The organism is Caulobacter segnis (genome assembly GCF_019931575.1).
GTDB classification, from domain to species: Bacteria; Pseudomonadota; Alphaproteobacteria; order Caulobacterales; family Caulobacteraceae; genus Caulobacter; species Caulobacter segnis_C.
The window spans coordinates 4,348,526-4,364,455 of sequence record NZ_CP082923.1; the positions used below are offsets into that span (position 1 = coordinate 4,348,526).

16 protein-coding genes are annotated in these 15,930 nt (G+C 68.6%); 13 read left to right on the forward strand and 3 right to left on the reverse strand.

The features are described 5' to 3' along the window. Window positions 1–27 precede the first annotated feature (27 nt). Window positions 28–1,269 (forward strand): DUF418 domain-containing protein, encoded by a 1,242-nt coding sequence (locus tag K8940_RS19905; RefSeq protein ID WP_223391788.1) that lies wholly within the window; start codon window positions 28–30, stop codon window positions 1,267–1,269. A gap of 13 nt (window positions 1,270–1,282) precedes the next feature. Here the strand turns inward: K8940_RS19905 and feoB are convergent, their stop codons facing one another. Beyond that, complete coding sequence (gene feoB, locus K8940_RS19910) at window positions 1,283–3,148, reverse strand: ferrous iron transport protein B (RefSeq protein WP_223395915.1); 1,866 nt, start codon at window positions 3,146–3,148, stop codon at window positions 1,283–1,285. Between the two features lie 46 nt (window positions 3,149–3,194). Continuing rightward, complete coding sequence (locus K8940_RS19915; protein WP_223391789.1) at window positions 3,195–3,518, reverse strand: ferrous iron transport protein A; 324 nt, start codon at window positions 3,516–3,518, stop codon at window positions 3,195–3,197. 187 nt (window positions 3,519–3,705) lie between these two features. Here K8940_RS19915 and K8940_RS19920 point away from each other — a divergent pair, with 187 nt between their 5' ends. The 3 genes from K8940_RS19920 (at window position 3,706) to K8940_RS19930 (ending at window position 6,515) form a co-directional block, all read left to right on the forward strand. After that, complete coding sequence (locus K8940_RS19920; protein WP_223391790.1) at window positions 3,706–4,980, forward strand: EAL domain-containing protein; 1,275 nt, start codon at window positions 3,706–3,708, stop codon at window positions 4,978–4,980. Between the two features lie 102 nt (window positions 4,981–5,082). Next, window positions 5,083–5,814, forward strand: coding sequence for a methylated-DNA--[protein]-cysteine S-methyltransferase (locus tag K8940_RS19925; RefSeq protein ID WP_223391791.1), 732 nt, complete (start codon window positions 5,083–5,085; stop codon window positions 5,812–5,814). Next, window positions 5,811–6,515 (forward strand): 2OG-Fe(II) oxygenase, encoded by a 705-nt coding sequence (locus K8940_RS19930; protein WP_223391792.1) that lies wholly within the window; start codon window positions 5,811–5,813, stop codon window positions 6,513–6,515. Before K8940_RS19925 ends, K8940_RS19930 begins: the two co-directional genes overlap by 4 nt. A 158-nt stretch (window positions 6,516–6,673) precedes the next feature. On the opposite strand, the gene K8940_RS19935 is transcribed toward K8940_RS19930, so the two are convergent. Next, on the reverse strand, window positions 6,674–7,240 hold the full coding sequence (locus K8940_RS19935) for an NnrU family protein (protein WP_223391793.1): 567 nt from the start codon (window positions 7,238–7,240) through the stop codon (window positions 6,674–6,676). A 161-nt stretch (window positions 7,241–7,401) separates the two neighbouring features. On the opposite strand from K8940_RS19935, the gene K8940_RS19940 reads away from it, so the two are divergent. From K8940_RS19940 to K8940_RS19980, 9 genes are all read left to right on the forward strand, one after another. Then, complete coding sequence (locus K8940_RS19940; protein ID WP_223395917.1) at window positions 7,402–8,262, forward strand: TIGR01459 family HAD-type hydrolase; 861 nt, start codon at window positions 7,402–7,404, stop codon at window positions 8,260–8,262. Window positions 8,263–8,321: 59 nt separating this feature from the next. After that, a complete protein-coding gene (locus K8940_RS19945; protein WP_223391794.1) occupies window positions 8,322–8,756 on the forward strand; it encodes a MaoC family dehydratase in 435 nt (144 codons plus the stop codon). Then, window positions 8,756–9,712: a bifunctional riboflavin kinase/FAD synthetase gene (locus K8940_RS19950; RefSeq protein ID WP_223391795.1), complete on the forward strand. Its 957-nt coding sequence runs from the start codon at window positions 8,756–8,758 to the stop codon at window positions 9,710–9,712. The genes K8940_RS19945 and K8940_RS19950 overlap by 1 nt, the downstream gene beginning before the upstream one ends. A gap of 86 nt (window positions 9,713–9,798) precedes the next feature. Further along, complete coding sequence (locus K8940_RS19955; protein ID WP_181242883.1) at window positions 9,799–9,843, forward strand: hypothetical protein; 45 nt, start codon at window positions 9,799–9,801, stop codon at window positions 9,841–9,843. A 77-nt stretch (window positions 9,844–9,920) separates the two neighbouring features. After that, window positions 9,921–12,830: an isoleucine--tRNA ligase gene (gene ileS / locus K8940_RS19960; protein WP_223391796.1), complete on the forward strand. Its 2,910-nt coding sequence runs from the start codon at window positions 9,921–9,923 to the stop codon at window positions 12,828–12,830. 39 nt (window positions 12,831–12,869) lie between these two features. Further along, window positions 12,870–13,370: a signal peptidase II gene (gene lspA / locus K8940_RS19965; RefSeq protein WP_223391797.1), complete on the forward strand. Its 501-nt coding sequence runs from the start codon at window positions 12,870–12,872 to the stop codon at window positions 13,368–13,370. Window positions 13,371–13,494: 124 nt separating this feature from the next. Further along, window positions 13,495–14,064: a DUF3035 domain-containing protein gene (locus K8940_RS19970; protein WP_223391798.1), complete on the forward strand. Its 570-nt coding sequence runs from the start codon at window positions 13,495–13,497 to the stop codon at window positions 14,062–14,064. Between the two features lie 608 nt (window positions 14,065–14,672). Beyond that, window positions 14,673–15,086 carry a curli assembly protein CsgF gene (locus K8940_RS19975; RefSeq protein ID WP_223391799.1) on the forward strand — a complete coding sequence of 138 codons (414 nt, stop codon included), beginning with the start codon at window positions 14,673–14,675 and terminating at the stop codon, window positions 15,084–15,086. A gap of 4 nt (window positions 15,087–15,090) precedes the next feature. Next, a complete protein-coding gene (locus K8940_RS19980; protein ID WP_223391800.1) occupies window positions 15,091–15,903 on the forward strand; it encodes a CsgG/HfaB family protein in 813 nt (270 codons plus the stop codon). Window positions 15,904–15,930: the final 27 nt, after the last annotated feature.

Genomic DNA, 15,930 nt, shown 5'->3' on the forward strand with positions numbered 1-15,930 from the left:
GCGGCGTCTCGTAAGGGGGACGCCGCCATGACCGAAGCCGACAAGACGCCCGGGCCGGTCCTGAGGCCGGTCGCCAAGGACGATCGGCATCTCAGCCTCGACATCCTGCGCGGCCTGGGCGTGATGGGCATCCTGGCCGTCAACGCCGTGGGCTTCGCCCAGCCGATGTCGGTCTATATCTCGCCGGAGCTGTCGCCGTTCCCGCTGGTCGGGTCCGAGGCCGCCGCCTGGTGGGTGGTCCACACCTTCTTCCACTACAAGTTCGTCACCCTGTTCTCGATGCTGTTCGGGGTGTCGATCCTGCTGGTCGGCGGCGAGCGGTCGGACGTCGCCCGGAGCGCCCTGCTGCGCCGACGGCTGGGATGGCTGGCCGTGATCGGCGTGCTGCACGGCCTGCTGATCTGGTTCGGCGACATCCTGCTGCTGTACGCCTGCGTCGGCTTCGTGGTGATGCGCTTCCGGTCCTGGCCGCCCGGGCGGCTGCTGGCCGTGGGGCTGGGCGTCGTCCTGCTGGGCTCGGTGCTGGCCGTGGCGCCGTACCTGGCCATCGAGAACGCGCCGCCGGACGTGCAACGCAACGTCATCGCCCAGATCGGCCAGCCCGCCACGCCCGGCGGCGTGCCCCTGGCCATCGCCGAGATGCGCGCGGGCCTGGCCTCGGCCCTGCTGCACAACGCCAAGGACTGGGGCGTGCTGCAGGCGGGCAGCGTGATCATCTTCAGCTGGCGCACGGGCGCCCTGATGATGATCGGCATGGCGCTGTACAAATGGGGCTTCCTGACCGGCCGGGCGCGCACCGGGGTCTATCTGGCGCTGATCGCCCTGGGCGCGGTCGGCCTGGCCTGGAGCGGCTGGGAGAACAGCATCAAGCTGGCGACCGGCTTCGCCAAACCGCAGGCCATGGGCCGCTACCAGCTGGGCTACGAGTTCCTGACCCTGCCCATCACCCTGGGCTACGCCTCGCTGGCTATTCTGCTGATCCGCTCGGCGGCCGTCCGCGTCCTGCTAACGCCGCTGGCGCGCCTGGGCCAGATGGCCTTCACCAACTACCTGACCCAGTCGATCATCATGACCACGCTCTTTTGGAGCGGCCGGGGCCTGGGCCTGTTCGGCCAGCTGGACCGCGTGCAGCTGTGGCTGTGCGTGATCGCCATCTGGACCCTGCAGCTGATCTGGTCGCCGCTGTGGCTGGCCCGCTTCCGCATGGGTCCGCTGGAATGGGTCTGGCGGCGACTGTCCTACGGCAAGGACCTGGAGCGGGCGGGGTAGGCGCCCGTCCGCGTCACCCCAGCCCGAACGCCACGGCCGTGTGGTAGACGGCGAAGGCCGCCAGATAGGCCAGGCTGACCATGTAGACGAACATCACGGTCGGCCAGACCCAGCTGTTGGTCTCGCGCTTGACCACGCCCAGGGTGGGCAGGCACTGCGGCGCGAAGACGTACCAGGCCAGGAACGACAGGGCGCTGGCCAGGGACCACTGGTTCTTCAGCAGGGTCGACAGGGCGCCGGTCTCGCCGTCCTCGCCGCTGACGGCATAGACCGTGCCCAACACGGCCACGGCGACCTCGCGGGCGGCCATGCCGGGGATCAGGGCCACGGTCATCTGCCAGTTGAAGCCGATCGGGGCCATCAGCGGAGCGATGAACTTACCCACCCGCCCGGCGATGCTGTAGTCGATGGCCGGTCCCGTCGCGCCCTCCGGCGGATAGGGGAAGGTCGACAGCACCCAGACCAGCACCATCAGCGGCAGGATGATGCGGCCGGCGCGGGCCATGAAGATCCGCGCGCGGGTCCACAGGTTCATCGCCAGATTGCGCGGCTCGGGCCAGCGATAGGTCGGCAGCTCCATCATGAAGGGCTCGACCGCGCCGCGCCAGAAGACGCGTCGGATCACGAACGAGACCAGCAGCGCGCTGACGATGCCGCTGGCGTAGAGGCCGAACATCACCAGCCCCTGCAGGGACAGGAAGCCCCCGACGGTCTGCTGCGGAATGAAGGCCCCGATGATCAGGGTGTAGACCGGGATCCGCGCCGAGCAGGTCATCAGCGGGGCGACCAGGATGGTGGTCAGCCGGTCCTCGCGGTTGTCGATCACCCGGGTCGACATGATGCCGGGGATGGCGCAGGCGAAGCTGGACAGCAGCGGGATGAAGGCCCGCCCGTGCAGGCCGGCGCCGCCCATGATCTTGTCCATCAGGAAGGCCGCGCGGGCCATGTAGCCGCTGTCCTCCAGGATCAAGATGAAGAAGAACAGGATCAGGATCTGCGGCAGGAACACCAGCACGCTGCCCACGCCGGCGATCAGGCCGTCGGCGATGAAGCTGGTCAGCAGGCCCTGGGGCAGGTGGGCGTTGGTGAACGCGACCAGGGCCGCGAAGCCTGCGTCGATGCCGTCCATCAAAGGCGTGGCCCAGGTGAACACCGCCTGGAACATCACGAACAGCAGGGTCAGCAGGATGACGAGGCCCGCCACGGGATGCAGCAACACGGCGTCGATCTTGCCGGTGACGGTGTCGGGGCGCTCGGGCGGCTTCACGCAGGCCTTGAAGATGCGCTGGGCCTCGGCGTGGGCGGCGCGGATCTCGCCGGCGGTCGGCTCACGCCAGACGTTCTCGGCCTCGAGCCCACGGGTGGCGACGATGGCCTCGACCTTTTCCAGCAGCTCGGGCAGGCCGCGCTTGCGGGTCGCCACCGTGGTGACGATCGGCGCGCCGAGCTCCCTGGACAGGAGGTCGAGGTCGATGCGCAGGCCCTGGCGCTGGGCGATGTCGAACATGTTGAGGGCCAGCACGAACGGGCGGCCCACCTGCTTCAGCTCCAGAACGAGGCGCAGGACCAGGCGCAGGTTGGTGGCGTCGGCCACGCAGATCAGGGCCTCGGGCGCGACCTCGCCGGCCAGCTTGCCCAGCACCGCGTCGCGGGTCACCGCCTCGTCCGGGCTGCGGGCGCGGAGGCTGTAGGTGCCCGGCAGATCCAGCACGCGCATCTGGCGGCCGGTCGGCGTGGTCAGCACGCCTTCCTTACGTTCGACGGTGACGCCGGCGTAGTTGGCCACCTTCTGGCGGCTGCCGGTCAGGGCGTTGAACAGCGCCGTCTTGCCGGAATTGGGATTGCCGACCAGGGCGACCCGGGCGGGGTCGGCGGACACGGGCGAGCGCGCCGCGTCGGCGGGAGCTGTATCGAGGGCCAAGGTCCTAGCGCCCGTCGAACTTCACGGAAACAGCACCGGCCTCGCGGCGGCGCAGGGCCACGCGGGTGTCGTCCACCCGCACGGCGATCGGATCGCGCCCGAACAGGCCCTCGTGCAGCACCTCGATGCTCGCCCCCTCCACGAAGCCCATCTCCAGCAGGCGACGCTCCAGCTCCTCGGCGACGACGGCCTCGGCCGCGCCGGAAACGCCGGTCACCCGGACGATCACGCCGCGCTCGCCCCGCCCGGCGCTGGCCAGGGGGCGGACGCCGGCGGTTTCGATCCCGGCGGGGTTGAGGTCAGGCGACAACACGAACGCTTCGGACATAATGGCTCCGATTGATTGCGAACGATTATCAGTCGAAGAGACCAATGTCGATTCAGCGATCCTGCCGTTCTGGGTTATGATTACCGCTTAAGGGCTGTTGGGACCGAATGGCGCAGGGTCGTTAATAGATTCGACTTCGCGCGCCTGGATCGGTCTGATTGCGTGTAACGATTCGTATGGGCGGATTATGCGTAGGCTGATGCTGGCGCTCCTGACGGGCGCCTATCTTTGTCTGGCTTTGATCGTCTCCCTCTTCCTCTGGAGGATGGGCGCGACCCCGGCTGTCGGCGTCTCGGCCTTCGTCGGCGCGCTGGGTCTCTGCTTCGCTTTCCACGGCCTGGTCGCCCAGGCCTTCGTCGCCGCCGGCCTGCGCGGCGAGATCGACACCGTGCGCGAGGCCCACGCCATCCTGCTGGACCAGATCGAGAAGGTCGACGCCCGCGTCACCGACCTGGTCGAGACCGTCGCCGCTGACTCCCAGCGCCGCTCGGACGAGCTGTCGACCGAGGTCCACCAGCTGGAGGACCTGATCCAGAGCATGAACGACCGGCTGGAGCACCAGCTCAGCCACCAGGTCGCCGCCGCCTCGGCCCGTCACGCCATTCCGGGCCGCGAGCGCGCGCCGCACGCCAGCCACATGCTGGAAATCGTGCAGGACGCCCTGGCCGAGAACCGCGTCGACCTCTATCTGCAGCCGATCGTCAACCTGCCCCAGCGCCGCACGGTCTTCTACGAAAGCTTCTCGCGTCTGCGCGACGAGAGCGGCCGCGTGATGATGCCGGCCGAGTACCTGGCCGTGGCCGAGCCCGAAGGCCTGATGACGACCATCGACAACCTGCTGCTGTTCCGCTGCGTGCAGATCGTCCGCCGCCTGGCCAAGCAGGACCGCAAGGTCGGGATCTTCTGCAACATCTCGCTGGCCAGCCTGGGCGACGAGAGCTTCTTCCCGCAGTTCCTGGAATTCATGCAGGCCAACAAGGACCTGGCCGGCGCGGTGATCTTCGAGCTGGGCCAGGCGTCGTTCGACCGTCGCGGTCCGGTCGAGGCCCGCCACATGAGCCGCCTGGCCGGCCTGGGCTTCAGCTTCAGCCTGGACAAGGTCAACGACCTGGACCTGGACTTCCAGGACCTGGCCCGCGCCGACGTCCGCTACATCAAGGTCGGCGCCCAGATGATGCTGGATCAGCTGGAAGAGCAGGATGGCAAGCTGGTCATCGCCTCGCTGCCCGACCTGAACGCCGCCGACTTCGCCGCCCTGACCCGCCGCTACGGCATCGAAGTCGTCGTCGAGAAGGTCGAGTCCGAGAAGCAGATCGTCGACATCCTCGACCTGGACATCGGCTATGGCCAGGGCAACCTGTTCGGCGAGCCCCGCGCCATCCGCGACGCGGTGCTGGCCGAAGCCGAACCGCCGGTCGACTTCATGCGTGGCGCCATGCGCCGCCGCGCTTCGGGTTGGTAAGCTCCGCCAGACTGGTGACAGTTTTGGGCGCCAGGCCGCAAGCATCGGAATGACCCGTCCCTAGGACAGGCTCATGGTCTCCCCACGAAAGGAGACCACCCCATGACCGCATACCTGAACGACGACGCGCGCTGGGACGCCATGCGCGCCAAGGACCGCGCCGCCGAAGGCGCCTTCTACATCGGCGTGCGCACGACCGGCGTCTATTGCGTCGCCAGCTGCGGCGGCCGCCCGCTGCGCAAGAACGTCGCCTTCTACGCCACCCGGGAGGACGCCCGCGCCGCCGGCCTGCGCGCCTGCCTGCGCTGCAAGCCCGACATCAACCGCGAGACCCTGCGCTGGGCCGTCGGCGAGACCAGCCTGGGCCTTGCCCTGGTCGCCCGTTCCGAGGCCGGCCTGCGCCTTGTCACCCTGGGCGATGACGCCGAGGCCTTGAAGGCGGACCTGGAAAAGCGCTTCAAGCACGCCCGCATCGTCCCCGACGCCGAAGGGCTGACGGCCGACCTCGCGGCGGTGGCCGATCTGGTCGACCACCCCGACCAGAAACTGTCTGGGCGCCCGGACCTGACGATCGACGCCCAGGGCACGGACCTGCAGAAGGCCGTCTGGGCCGCCCTGCGCGAGATCCCAGCCGGCCAGACCGCTTCCTACGCCGACATCGCCAAGGCCATCGGCCGACCCAGCGCCTTCCGCGCCGTGGCCCAGGCCTGCGGGGCCAACCCGCTGGCGGTGATCACGCCCTGCCACCGCGTGGTCCGCGCCGACGGCGGCCTCTCGGGCTATCGCTGGGGTGTCGAGCGCAAGCGGGCGCTGCTGGCTCGGGAGGCGGCGTGACCCCCAATCCTGTTCTTAGGATGGACTGGAGCCGTATCAGCGCCGAGCTGGACGCGCGCGGCTGGGCCCTGACCGGCCCGCTGCTGAAGCCCGAGACCTGCGCGGCCATCGCCGATCTCTATCCCCGGGACGAAGGCTTTCGCAGCCGGGTGGTCATGGCCCGCCACGGCTTCGGGCGCGGCGAGTACAAGTACTTCAGCTACCCCCTGCCGGACCTCGTCCAACGGCTCCGGCAGGGACTGTACGGCCCGCTGTCGACGATCGCCAACCGCTGGGCCGAACGCCTGGACGAGGGCCGGCGCTTTCCCGAGGCGCTGGACGACATGCTGGCCCGCTGCCGCGAGGCCGGCCAGGTCCGACCGACGCCGCTGCTGCTGACCTACGGCCCCGGCGACTACAACTGCCTGCACCAGGATCTGTACGGCGAGCACGTCTTCCCGCTGCAGGCGGCGTTCCTGCTGGACGATCCCGGGCGCGACTTCGAGGGCGGCGAGTTCGTCATCGTCGAGCAGCGGCCGCGCCAGCAGTCCGCGCCCCAGGTCGTGCCCCTGCGCCAGGGCGAGGGCGTGATCTTCGCGGTGCGCGAACGCCCGGCCGAGGGGACGCGCGGCGTGCACCGGCGCGTGCTGCGGCACGGGGTCAGCGAGATCCGCGCCGGACGGCGGCGGACGCTGGGCGTGATCTTCCACGACGCGACATGACTCTCCTCCCCATTAGGGGGAGGTGGCTCGATGCGAATACGCATCGAGACGGAGGGGGTCCGCGAAGCGGTTCTGAATAGGCCTCGCCCCAAAGCCCCCTCCACCGCCGTTCGGCGGTCCCCCTCCCCCAGAGGGGGAGGAGAGAAAAGCCCAACCCCTCACCCCAGCGGCGAGACGCCGAACAGCACGCGGTGCAGGAAGACCACGAACACGCACCACAGCACCGTGCCGGCCAGCACCGCGATCACGTCCGACCTCGGCTTGGTCGCCACCGGCGCGGGCTCCTTGCGGCCGAGGGCCGAGGCCAGGTCGAGGATCGCCCAGACCAGGAACGACCCGAACAGCGCCACCGACGCCTGGTCGCCATTGGCCAGCAGGTGGCCCGACGACCAGAAGATCACGCCCAGCAGCATCGGATGGCGCACCGTGGCCTTGATCCGCCCGGTCGGGGCGTTGGCGGTCGGCATCAGCACGAAGGCGATCCAGACCAGGGCCAGGGTCGCGTGCCGCCCCCAGGCCGGCGGATCATAGAGCTGCGGCGCCGTCGGCCGGACCAGGATCCAGCCCCAGATGATCAGCCCCAGTCCGACGGCCGAGACCAGCGAATAGAGACCCTTCCAACGCTTCGGATTGGCGGCGACCTGCGCGTCGCGGACTGGCGCGGCCAGGATCCGCACCGAATGGATCCCCAGAAACACCACGAGACCCAGGATCAAAATCGTCATCGGCCCCTCCCCCTTATTAACCACAGCATAGTCACGGAACGCCGCTCTCCGAAAGCTTCACCTTAAAGCCGCCGTGAGGGCCTTGAATCCCGGCCGATCGGGGACAGCTAAGGCCGGTGGCGACATTGACGCCCCGCCCCCGGACCGTTACCGCCCACGCCATGATGGATTTCCCCGCCGGCCTGTCCGCCCTTTCCGACCGCTACGACGTGGTGCTGTGCGACGTCTGGGGCGTGATTCACAACGGGGTGGCGAGCTTTCCCGAGGCCTGCGACGCCCTGACTCGGTGGGGCCAGACCCAGGGTCCGGTGGTGCTGATCTCGAACTCGCCGCGCCCGTCGGCCGACGTGGTGGCGCAACTGGACGGCCTGGGCGTCCCGCGCTCGGCCTGGAACGGCTTCGTCACCTCCGGCGACGCGACCCGCGCGCTGCTGACGCCGCACGCGGGGACCAAGGTCTGGAAGGTCGGCCCCGAGCGCGACGCGCCGCTGTGGGCCGGGTTCGACCTCACCCTCGCCGGTTGCGAGGACGCCGACTTCATCCTGTGCTCGGGCCTGTACGACGACGAGAACGAGGTTCCCGAGGACTATCGCGCACGGTTGAAGGTCGCCGCCGACCGGGGCCTGCTGTTCATCTGCGCCAATCCCGACCGCGTCGTGCAGCGCGGCGATCGCCTGATCTTCTGCGCCGGCGCCCTGGCCGACCTCTATGAGAGCCTGGGCGGCAAGGTGGTCATGGCCGGCAAGCCCTATGGCGCGATCTACGACCTGGCCCTGGCCGAGGCCGCCCGCCTGCTGGGCCGCCCGGTCGATCGCGACCGCGTGCTGTGCGTGGGCGACGGCGTCATCACCGACGTGAAGGGCGCCCACGACCAGAAGCTGGCCTGCCTGTTCATCGCCAAGGGCATCCACGGCGAGAAGGCGATCGGCCCCGACGGCCAGCTCAACGCCGACGCGGTTCACGCCCTGCTGGACGCCGAAGCGGTGGGCGCGACCCACGCGATCGGCGATCTGGTCTGGTGACAAATCCATGAAGCGCTACATTGTGTGCAACGCACAATAAAACCGCAGGGGAAAGCGTCATGCAGGGCCAAATCCAAGGCAAGTTTCTCGAAGAGCTCAGCGTCGGCCAGACGGCCGAGCTGGTCCGCACCGTCGGCGAGGCCGACATCCAGGCCTTCGCCGATGTGACCGGCGACAACAATCCGGTCCACCTGGACGCCGACTACGCCGCCGGCACCAGCTTCGGCGAGCGCATCGCCCACGGCATGCTGTCGGCCGGCTACATCTCGGCGGTGCTGGGCACGACCCTGCCCGGTCCGGGCGCGATCTATCTGTCGCAGGCGCTGCGCTTCCGCCGGCCAGTCAAGATCGGCGACACGGTCACCGCCTCCGCCACCATCACCGAAATCAACGAGGCCAAGGCCCAGGTCACCCTCGCCACCGTCTGCAAGGTCAACGGCAAGGCGGTGGTCGACGGCGAAGCCCTGGTCATGGTTCCGCGCAAGGCCGCCTGATGACCCTGAAGACCGTACACGCCTGGAAGGACCTGCCCCCGGAGGAGCGCGGCGCGTCCGTGGCCCTGGGCAATTTCGACGGCGTGCACCGGGGTCACCAGCAGGTGATCGCCCAGGCGGCGAAAGCCGCGCTCGCGTCCAAGACGCCCCTGGGCGTGGTCACCTTCGACCCGCACCCGCGCCGGCTGTTCCGCCCGACCGAACCGGCCTTCAAGCTGATGACCCATCCGCAGCAGGCCCGGGCCCTGGGCGGACTAGGCGTCGACCTGCTGTACCTGCTGCCGTTCGACTTCGAGATGGCCAGCTTCGGCGACCGCGAGTTCGTCGAGAAGGTGCTGGTCGAGGGCCTGGGCGTGAAGCACGTGGCCGTCGGTTTCGACATCTCGTTCGGCCGGGGCCGCACCGGCAGCGCCGCGCTGATGAAGGCCTATGGCGAGGAATACGGCTTCACCGTCTCGGTGGCCGAGCCGGTGGCCGATATCTCCAAAGAGGGACGCGACGGCGAGAAGTTCTCGTCCACCGGCGTCCGCGACGCCCTGCGCGAGGGTGACCCGGAGCAGGCGGCCCGCATCCTGGGCCGCCCCTTCGCCATCGAGGGCGTGGTGCGCCGGGGCCAACAGCTGGGCCGCCAGCTGGGCTTCCCGACCGCCAATGTCGAGGTCGAGGACTATGTGGTCCCCAAGCTGGGCGTCTACGCCACCCGCACCCGCCTGCCTGACGGCCGCGAGGTGCCCGGCGTGGCCAACCTGGGCAACAACCCGACCACGGGCATCGTCGAGACCCGGCTGGAGACCTGGCTGTTCGACTTCGACGAGGACCTCTACGGCCAGATCATCGAGACCGACCTGATCGCCTTCCTGCGCCCGGAACTGAAGTTCGACAGCCTGGAGCTGATGATCGAGCAGATCCGCCAGGACGAGAAGGACGCCCGGGCGATCGTCGCGCCGGCGTTTTAGGGAAGTCTCCCCCCCCTTGATGGGGGAGGGGCGCGATACATCTGTCAGACTGGCCTTGACGCCAACCCTCTGCTATCCCCCACGCCATGAGTTCCGTTCGGAAGATTTCGCGAATTATCCGCCCGGCGTGACGCCGCCGGACGACCTTCCAGCGCGCGCCGGGTTTTCCCGCCCTCTTCCGATATCTTTCAAAGCCGGATTCCATTCCATGGCCGACGACGCCACGACCGCCCGCGACTATCGCGAGACCGTCTTCCTTCCCGACACCCCGTTCCCGATGCGCGGGGGCCTGCCCAAGAAGGAGCCCGAGATCCTGGAGGGCTGGGCCGCCCTGTCGCCCAAGGGCCTGTACGGCGCGGTCCGCGCCAAGCGCCAGGCCGACGGCGCGCCCCTCTATGTGCTGCACGACGGCCCGCCCTACGCCAACGGGGCCATCCACATCGGCCATGCCCTGAACAAGACGCTGAAGGACTTCGTGGTCCGCTCGCGCTTCGCCCTCGGCTACGACGTCGACTACATCCCCGGCTGGGACTGCCACGGCCTGCCGATCGAGTGGAAGATCGAGGAGAAGTTCCGCGCCCAGGGCCGCCGCAAGGACGAGGTCCCGGCCGAGGAGTTCCGCCGCGAGTGCCGCGCCTATGCCGGCGGCTGGATCGAGGCCCAGAAGACCGAGTTCCAGCGCCTGGGCGTGCTGGGCGACTGGTGGAACCGCTACGCCACCATGGACTTCACCAGCGAAGCCACGATCGTGGCCGAGTTCCACAAATTCCTCAGCTCCGGCCAGCTCTATCGCGGCTCCAAGCCGGTGATGTGGAGCCCGGTCGAGCGCACGGCCCTGGCCGACGCCGAGATCGAGTACCACGACCACGTCAGCCCCACGATCTGGGTGAAGTTCCCGGTCGTCGAGGGCTCGGACGTCGCTGTCGGCGCCAGCGTGGTGATCTGGACCACCACGCCCTGGACCATCCCGGCCAATCGGGCGGTCTCCTACAATCCCGACGTCGCCTATGCCGCCTACGAGGTCACGGCGCTGGAGGAGAACCTCGAGTTCGCTCCCTGGTCGGCTCCGGGCGATCGCCTGATCGTGGCCGAGAAGCTGGTCGACGACGTCATGAAGGCGGCCAAGGTCGCCGCCTTCAAGAAGATCGAGAGCGTCGACTGCGAAGGCATGGTCCTGGCCCATCCGCTTGCGGCCCTGGATACGCACTACGCCTTCGCCGTGCCGATGCTGGCCGGCGACCACGTGACCGACGACGCGGGGACGGGCTTCGTCCACACCGCCCCGGGCCATGGCGCCGACGACTACAATGTCTGGCTGGCTCACGGTCATCGCGAGATCCCCGACACGGTCGATCCCGACGGCGCCTACTATCCGCACGTGCCGATGTTCGCCGGCCTGAAGGTCATCGAGACCGAGGGCAAGAAGACCGGCAAGTTCGGGCCCGCCAACGGCGCGGTGATGGACAAGCTGATCGAGGCCGGGGCGCTGCTGGCCCGCGGGCGGGTCGAGCACAGCTATCCGCACAGCTGGCGCTCGAAGGCCCCGGTGATCTTCCGCAACACCCCGCAGTGGTTCATCCGCATGGACCACGCGGTGGACAGCCTCGGCGGCAAGACCCTGCGCGAGACGGCCGTCCAGGCCATCGCCGACACCGCCTTCCACCCCGACGCCGGCCGCAACCGCATCGGCGCCATGGTCGAGACGCGCCCCGACTGGCTGATCAGCCGCCAGCGCAACTGGGGCACGCCCCTGGCCATGTTCGTGGACAAGCACACCGGCCACCCGCTGAACGACCCGGCCGTCAACGCCCGCATCCTGGACGCCATCCGCGAGGGCGGCGCCGACGCCTGGTTCACCCGTCCTGACGCCGACTTCCTGGGCGCCCACGACCCGGCCCAGTACGAGAAGATCACCGACATCCTCGATGTCTGGTTCGACTCGGGCTGCACCCACGCCTTCACGATCGAGGGCCGTGACGACAGCCATTGGCCGGCCGACCTCTATCTGGAAGGCTCCGACCAGCATCGCGGCTGGTTCCAGTCGTCCCTGCTCGAAGGCTGCGGCTCGCGCGGCCGCGCGCCCTACAAGGCGGTTCTCACCCATGGGTTCACCCAGGACGAGAACGGCGAGAAGATGTCCAAGTCCAAGGGCAACACCGTCGAGCCGCAGACCATCACCAAGGAAAGCGGCGCCGAGATCCTGCGTCTGTGGGCGGCGATGGTCGACTATTCCGAGGACCAGCGGATCGGCAAGACGATCCTGGCCACCACCACCGACGCCTATCGCAAGCTGCGCAACACCACGCGCTACCTGCTGGGCGCCCTGGCCGGCTTCGACGAGGCCGAGCGGGTCACCGACTACGCCGACTTCCCGCCGCTGGAAAAGTACATCCTGCACCGCCTGTGGGAGCTGGATCGCGACGTCCGCGCCGCCTACGAGGCCTATCGCTTCAGCGACGTGGTCCGGCCTTTGATCGAGTTCTGCCAGGGCGACCTATCGACCCTGTTCTTCGACATCCGCAAGGACAGCCTCTATTGCGACCGTCCCGACGCGATCCGTCGCCGGGCCTATCGCACGGTGCTGGACTACGTGTTCGAGCGCCTGACCATCTGGCTGTCGCCGCTGACCAGCTTCACCATGGAGGAGGCGTGGCAAACGCGCTTCCCCGAGGCGGGCTCCAACAGCCTGCGGGTGATTCCGGTCACGCCGGCGCAGTGGAAGAACGACGCCGAGGCCGCCCGCTGGGTCAAGGTCGAGACCGTGATGTCGGTCGTGACCGGCGCCCTGGAGGTCGAGCGTCGCGAAAAGCGCATCGGCTCGGCTCTTGAGGCCGCGCCGGTGGTCCACGTCGCCGACGCCGAGCTGCTGGCCGCCTTCGAGGGCTTGGATCCGGCCGAGGTGTTCCGCACGTCGGCCGCGACCCTGGTCGCCGGCGACGCCGGCGCGTTCCGGACCGACGAGGTCAAGGGCGTGTCGGTCGACCCGAAGCTGGCCGAGGGCGCCAAGTGCGCCCGCTCGTGGCGCATCCTGCCCGAGGTGGGAACCGATCCCCGCTATCCGGAGCTTAGCCTTCGCGACGCCGAAGCCGTGGCGTACTGGGACGCCCAGCGCGGCTAAGCAGGTGACCAAGAGGCGTAGGACGGTTTAGCTAAGCAGATGAAATCCATCACTCGCCTGGGCTGGACCGCCTACGCCATCGCCGCCGCCACCGTGATCCTGGACCAGGTCAGCAAGCTCTGGATCCTGGGTCTGCTGGGCCGCGCGCAGGGCTCGTCCCTGCCTCTGCTGGGCCCGGTGCACCTGACCATGGTCCATAACTACGGCATGAGCTTCGGCCTGCTGCGGGGGACCGACTGGGGCCGCTGGCTGCTGACCGGCTTCTCGATCCTGGTGGTCGTCGGCCTGGCCTGGTGGGCGCGCAAGGCCACCAAGCTGCTGCCAACGCTGGGCATCGGCATGATCATCGGCGGCGCCATCGGCAACAACCTGATCGACCGGGTGCTGTACGGCTATGTCGTCGACTTCATCGACGTCTCGCGGCTCTATTTCCCCTGGGTGTTCAACGTCGCCGACTCGGGCATCTCGATCGGGGTCGCCCTGCTGCTGCTGGACAGCTTCCTCTCCGAGGAAAACAAGCTGTCGCACCAAACCGAGTAACATTGGCCCAATGATTTGGGCCGAATGACGCCGCAATCGCGTGGGAGATTGGCGCCCGCGCGATGATGTCGTATCGAGAGCGTCCGAAATTTTGGCCGGGGGTCGGCCGCTGGAGCATGGTTAGATGAGTTTCAATCGGGTCGCGACCGTGAGCGCCCTGACCGCCGTGGTCGCCATCGGCCTGGCCGGCTGCACCTCCACCAAGAAGGCCCTGGGCATGAGCAAGGTCGTGCCCGACGAATTCCGCGTCGTCAGCAAGGCCCCGCTGGCCGTGCCGCCGGACTACGCCCTGCGCCCGCCGGCGCCCGGCGAGCCGCGTCCGCAGGAGCTGCAGCCGGAGAGCGCCGCGCGCGCCGCCCTGATCGGCCAGAGCAACGCCGCCGGCCGTTCGGAAGGCGAGAAGCTGCTGGTCGCCCGCGCCGGCACCGACAAGGCCGACCCGCTGATCCGCTTCGTCGTCGATGATGAGAACGGCGACCTGGCCCACAAGGACGAGAGCTTCGCCAGCAAGGTGATGTTCTGGAAGAAGGGCCAGTCCAAGGCCAATGTCGCCACCGCCGCCGAGTCGGGCGCCAACGCCCCGGTGGAGATCGACGCCGCCGCCGAGGAAGCCCGCCTGAAGAAGCTGGTCGGCGCCGGCGGCGTGGTCATCAGCCGCGAGAAGAAGGGCGGCATCAAGCTGCCCGGCCTCTAGGGCCTGATCTCCTGAGATTCGAAACGGCCCGGAGCCTCGCGGTTCCGGGCCGTTTTTCGTTCCGGCCTTCGCCTCGGAGGCCATGCGGCGGCGCGCGCGGGGTCATGATCTTCATGTCCGGGCCCTGGGGTCCGGCTTCAAGGCCCGACCTCAGGGCGAGACCCTTCGGCCGACGGCGCGCGCGGCGCGGCTACTCAAGTTCGGCAATCTCTCCCGGGCGACTAATCTCAACAGGACCAGGCAAGATTGAGCTGGGGATACCGTTAAGCAATTGTTAACAATTTAGGCAAGTCGGAATATACATCGATATAGTTAGAATTACTACTGTCTCAATTTTATGCATGCCTTAGTTTTTGAAATCAAAATCGATTCTTCAATGAGTCAATTCGCGGGATCCGCAAGCTTAATGACTCTCTACACCCTTGCGAACATTGTTATTTCTGCTTAGAATAAATCCGGTAAACGGGTGAATGCCCGTTCACTACAGGGTGGGCTTCTCTATGAAGACCTTATCGCCATCGGATTCGCTTGCGAATTCGAACAGAAATCGTGCGTCGGTCATCGCGCCAGGCGCTGAATGGCGGCGCCGTCGCCCCCTCGGCGTCGCCGTGGCGGCGATCGCCGGCCTGGCGATGCTCGCGACGGCCGGGCCGGTCCGCGCCACCGATCTGCACTACACCATGCTGTCGCCCAGCTTCGGCGGGACCAATCCCATCGGCCTGCAGATGGCCCAGTTCGACCGCAGCCTGCAGGCGGCTCGCGCGGCGGCCGCCGCGGCGGCCGCCAAGGCGGCGATCCCGCCCGACCCCAACGCCCCGTTCGTCAACGCCATCATCTCGCAGCTCAACGGCCTGGTCGCCCAGTCGATCGCCCAGAAGATCGCCAATTCGGCGCCGGGCACCTCCGGTTCGGTGCATTCGGGCAATGTCACCATCACCTACACCAACTCGGACGGGCAGCTGAGCATCACCATCACCAGCCCGACCGGCTCCACCACCTTGACCGTGCCCTCGGGGGGCTGAGGGCATGGGCGCGCGGCGGACCGTCTGGGCGAGGGTCTGCGTCGCTGGCCTTCTGGCCCTGTCGGGGTGCGCCACGCGACCGTCCCTGGTCAAGCCGCCCACCGTGGCGCCGCGGACCGAGATCCCCCTGCCGCCGCCGCCGCCCCGCGCCCTCACCGTCGGGGTCTACAGCTGCATCGACACCTCGGGCCAGCGGCGGCCCACCCAGCTGCCGCAGGAACTGAGCACGGCGGTGCCGATGGACTGCACCCCCTATCTGATCGACGCCGTGCGTTCGCTGCGGCCCGGCTACGTCTATCTGGTCGAGCGCCAGCACGTCGACGAGCTGCTGCGCGAGCGGCAGCTGGCCACCCTGGCCCTCAACAGCCTGCCCGAAGCCGCGGCCGGCTCGGGAGGCGGGAGTCAGGAGCCGGGCGGGGCCCCCGCCGCGTCGCGCAAGCTCTACACCCTGCGCGTCGCCGAGATCCTGCTGGTCGGCCAGGTGGTCGCCTATGACCGCTCGACCCGCGAGGTCAAGGCCGGGGCCGCCGTCGGCGCGGTCGGCGCCAGCGGCGTCCATGTCACCGACCTGGTCACCTTCAGCCTGCGGGCCGTGGCGGTGCAGACCGGCGAGGTGCTGGGCCAGACCACGGTGACCAAGTCGGTCAACTCCCTGGCCGTCGGCGGCCACATCACCAAGATCTACAGCACCTCGGTGCTCGACCTCGAACTCGGCGGCTCCGCCAACGAACCGGTGGGCCTGGCCCTCAGTTCGGCGGTGCGCAGCGCCCTCACCCAACTCATCGACCAGGGCATCCACGATGGCTGGTGGTCATGACGGCAGTCCAGGCAGGGGGCTGTCCCG

Coding starts and splice junctions, on each gene's coding strand:
- K8940_RS19915 (WP_223391789.1), bottom strand. CDS start 3,518: ATGTCCGAAGCGTTCGTGTTGTCGCCTGACCTCAACCCCGCCGGGATC.
- K8940_RS19905 (WP_223391788.1), top strand. CDS start 28: ATGACCGAAGCCGACAAGACGCCCGGGCCGGTCCTGAGGCCGGTCGCC.
- lspA (WP_223391797.1), top strand. CDS start 12,870: ATGAAATCCATCACTCGCCTGGGCTGGACCGCCTACGCCATCGCCGCC.
- K8940_RS19950 (WP_223391795.1), top strand. CDS start 8,756: ATGACCCTGAAGACCGTACACGCCTGGAAGGACCTGCCCCCGGAGGAG.
- K8940_RS19935 (WP_223391793.1), bottom strand. CDS start 7,240: ATGACGATTTTGATCCTGGGTCTCGTGGTGTTTCTGGGGATCCATTCG.
- K8940_RS19945 (WP_223391794.1), top strand. CDS start 8,322: ATGCAGGGCCAAATCCAAGGCAAGTTTCTCGAAGAGCTCAGCGTCGGC.
- K8940_RS19940 (WP_223395917.1), top strand. CDS start 7,402: ATGATGGATTTCCCCGCCGGCCTGTCCGCCCTTTCCGACCGCTACGAC.
- K8940_RS19920 (WP_223391790.1), top strand. CDS start 3,706: ATGCGTAGGCTGATGCTGGCGCTCCTGACGGGCGCCTATCTTTGTCTG.
- K8940_RS19925 (WP_223391791.1), top strand. CDS start 5,083: ATGACCGCATACCTGAACGACGACGCGCGCTGGGACGCCATGCGCGCC.
- K8940_RS19970 (WP_223391798.1), top strand. CDS start 13,495: ATGAGTTTCAATCGGGTCGCGACCGTGAGCGCCCTGACCGCCGTGGTC.
- K8940_RS19980 (WP_223391800.1), top strand. CDS start 15,091: ATGGGCGCGCGGCGGACCGTCTGGGCGAGGGTCTGCGTCGCTGGCCTT.
- ileS (WP_223391796.1), top strand. CDS start 9,921: ATGGCCGACGACGCCACGACCGCCCGCGACTATCGCGAGACCGTCTTC.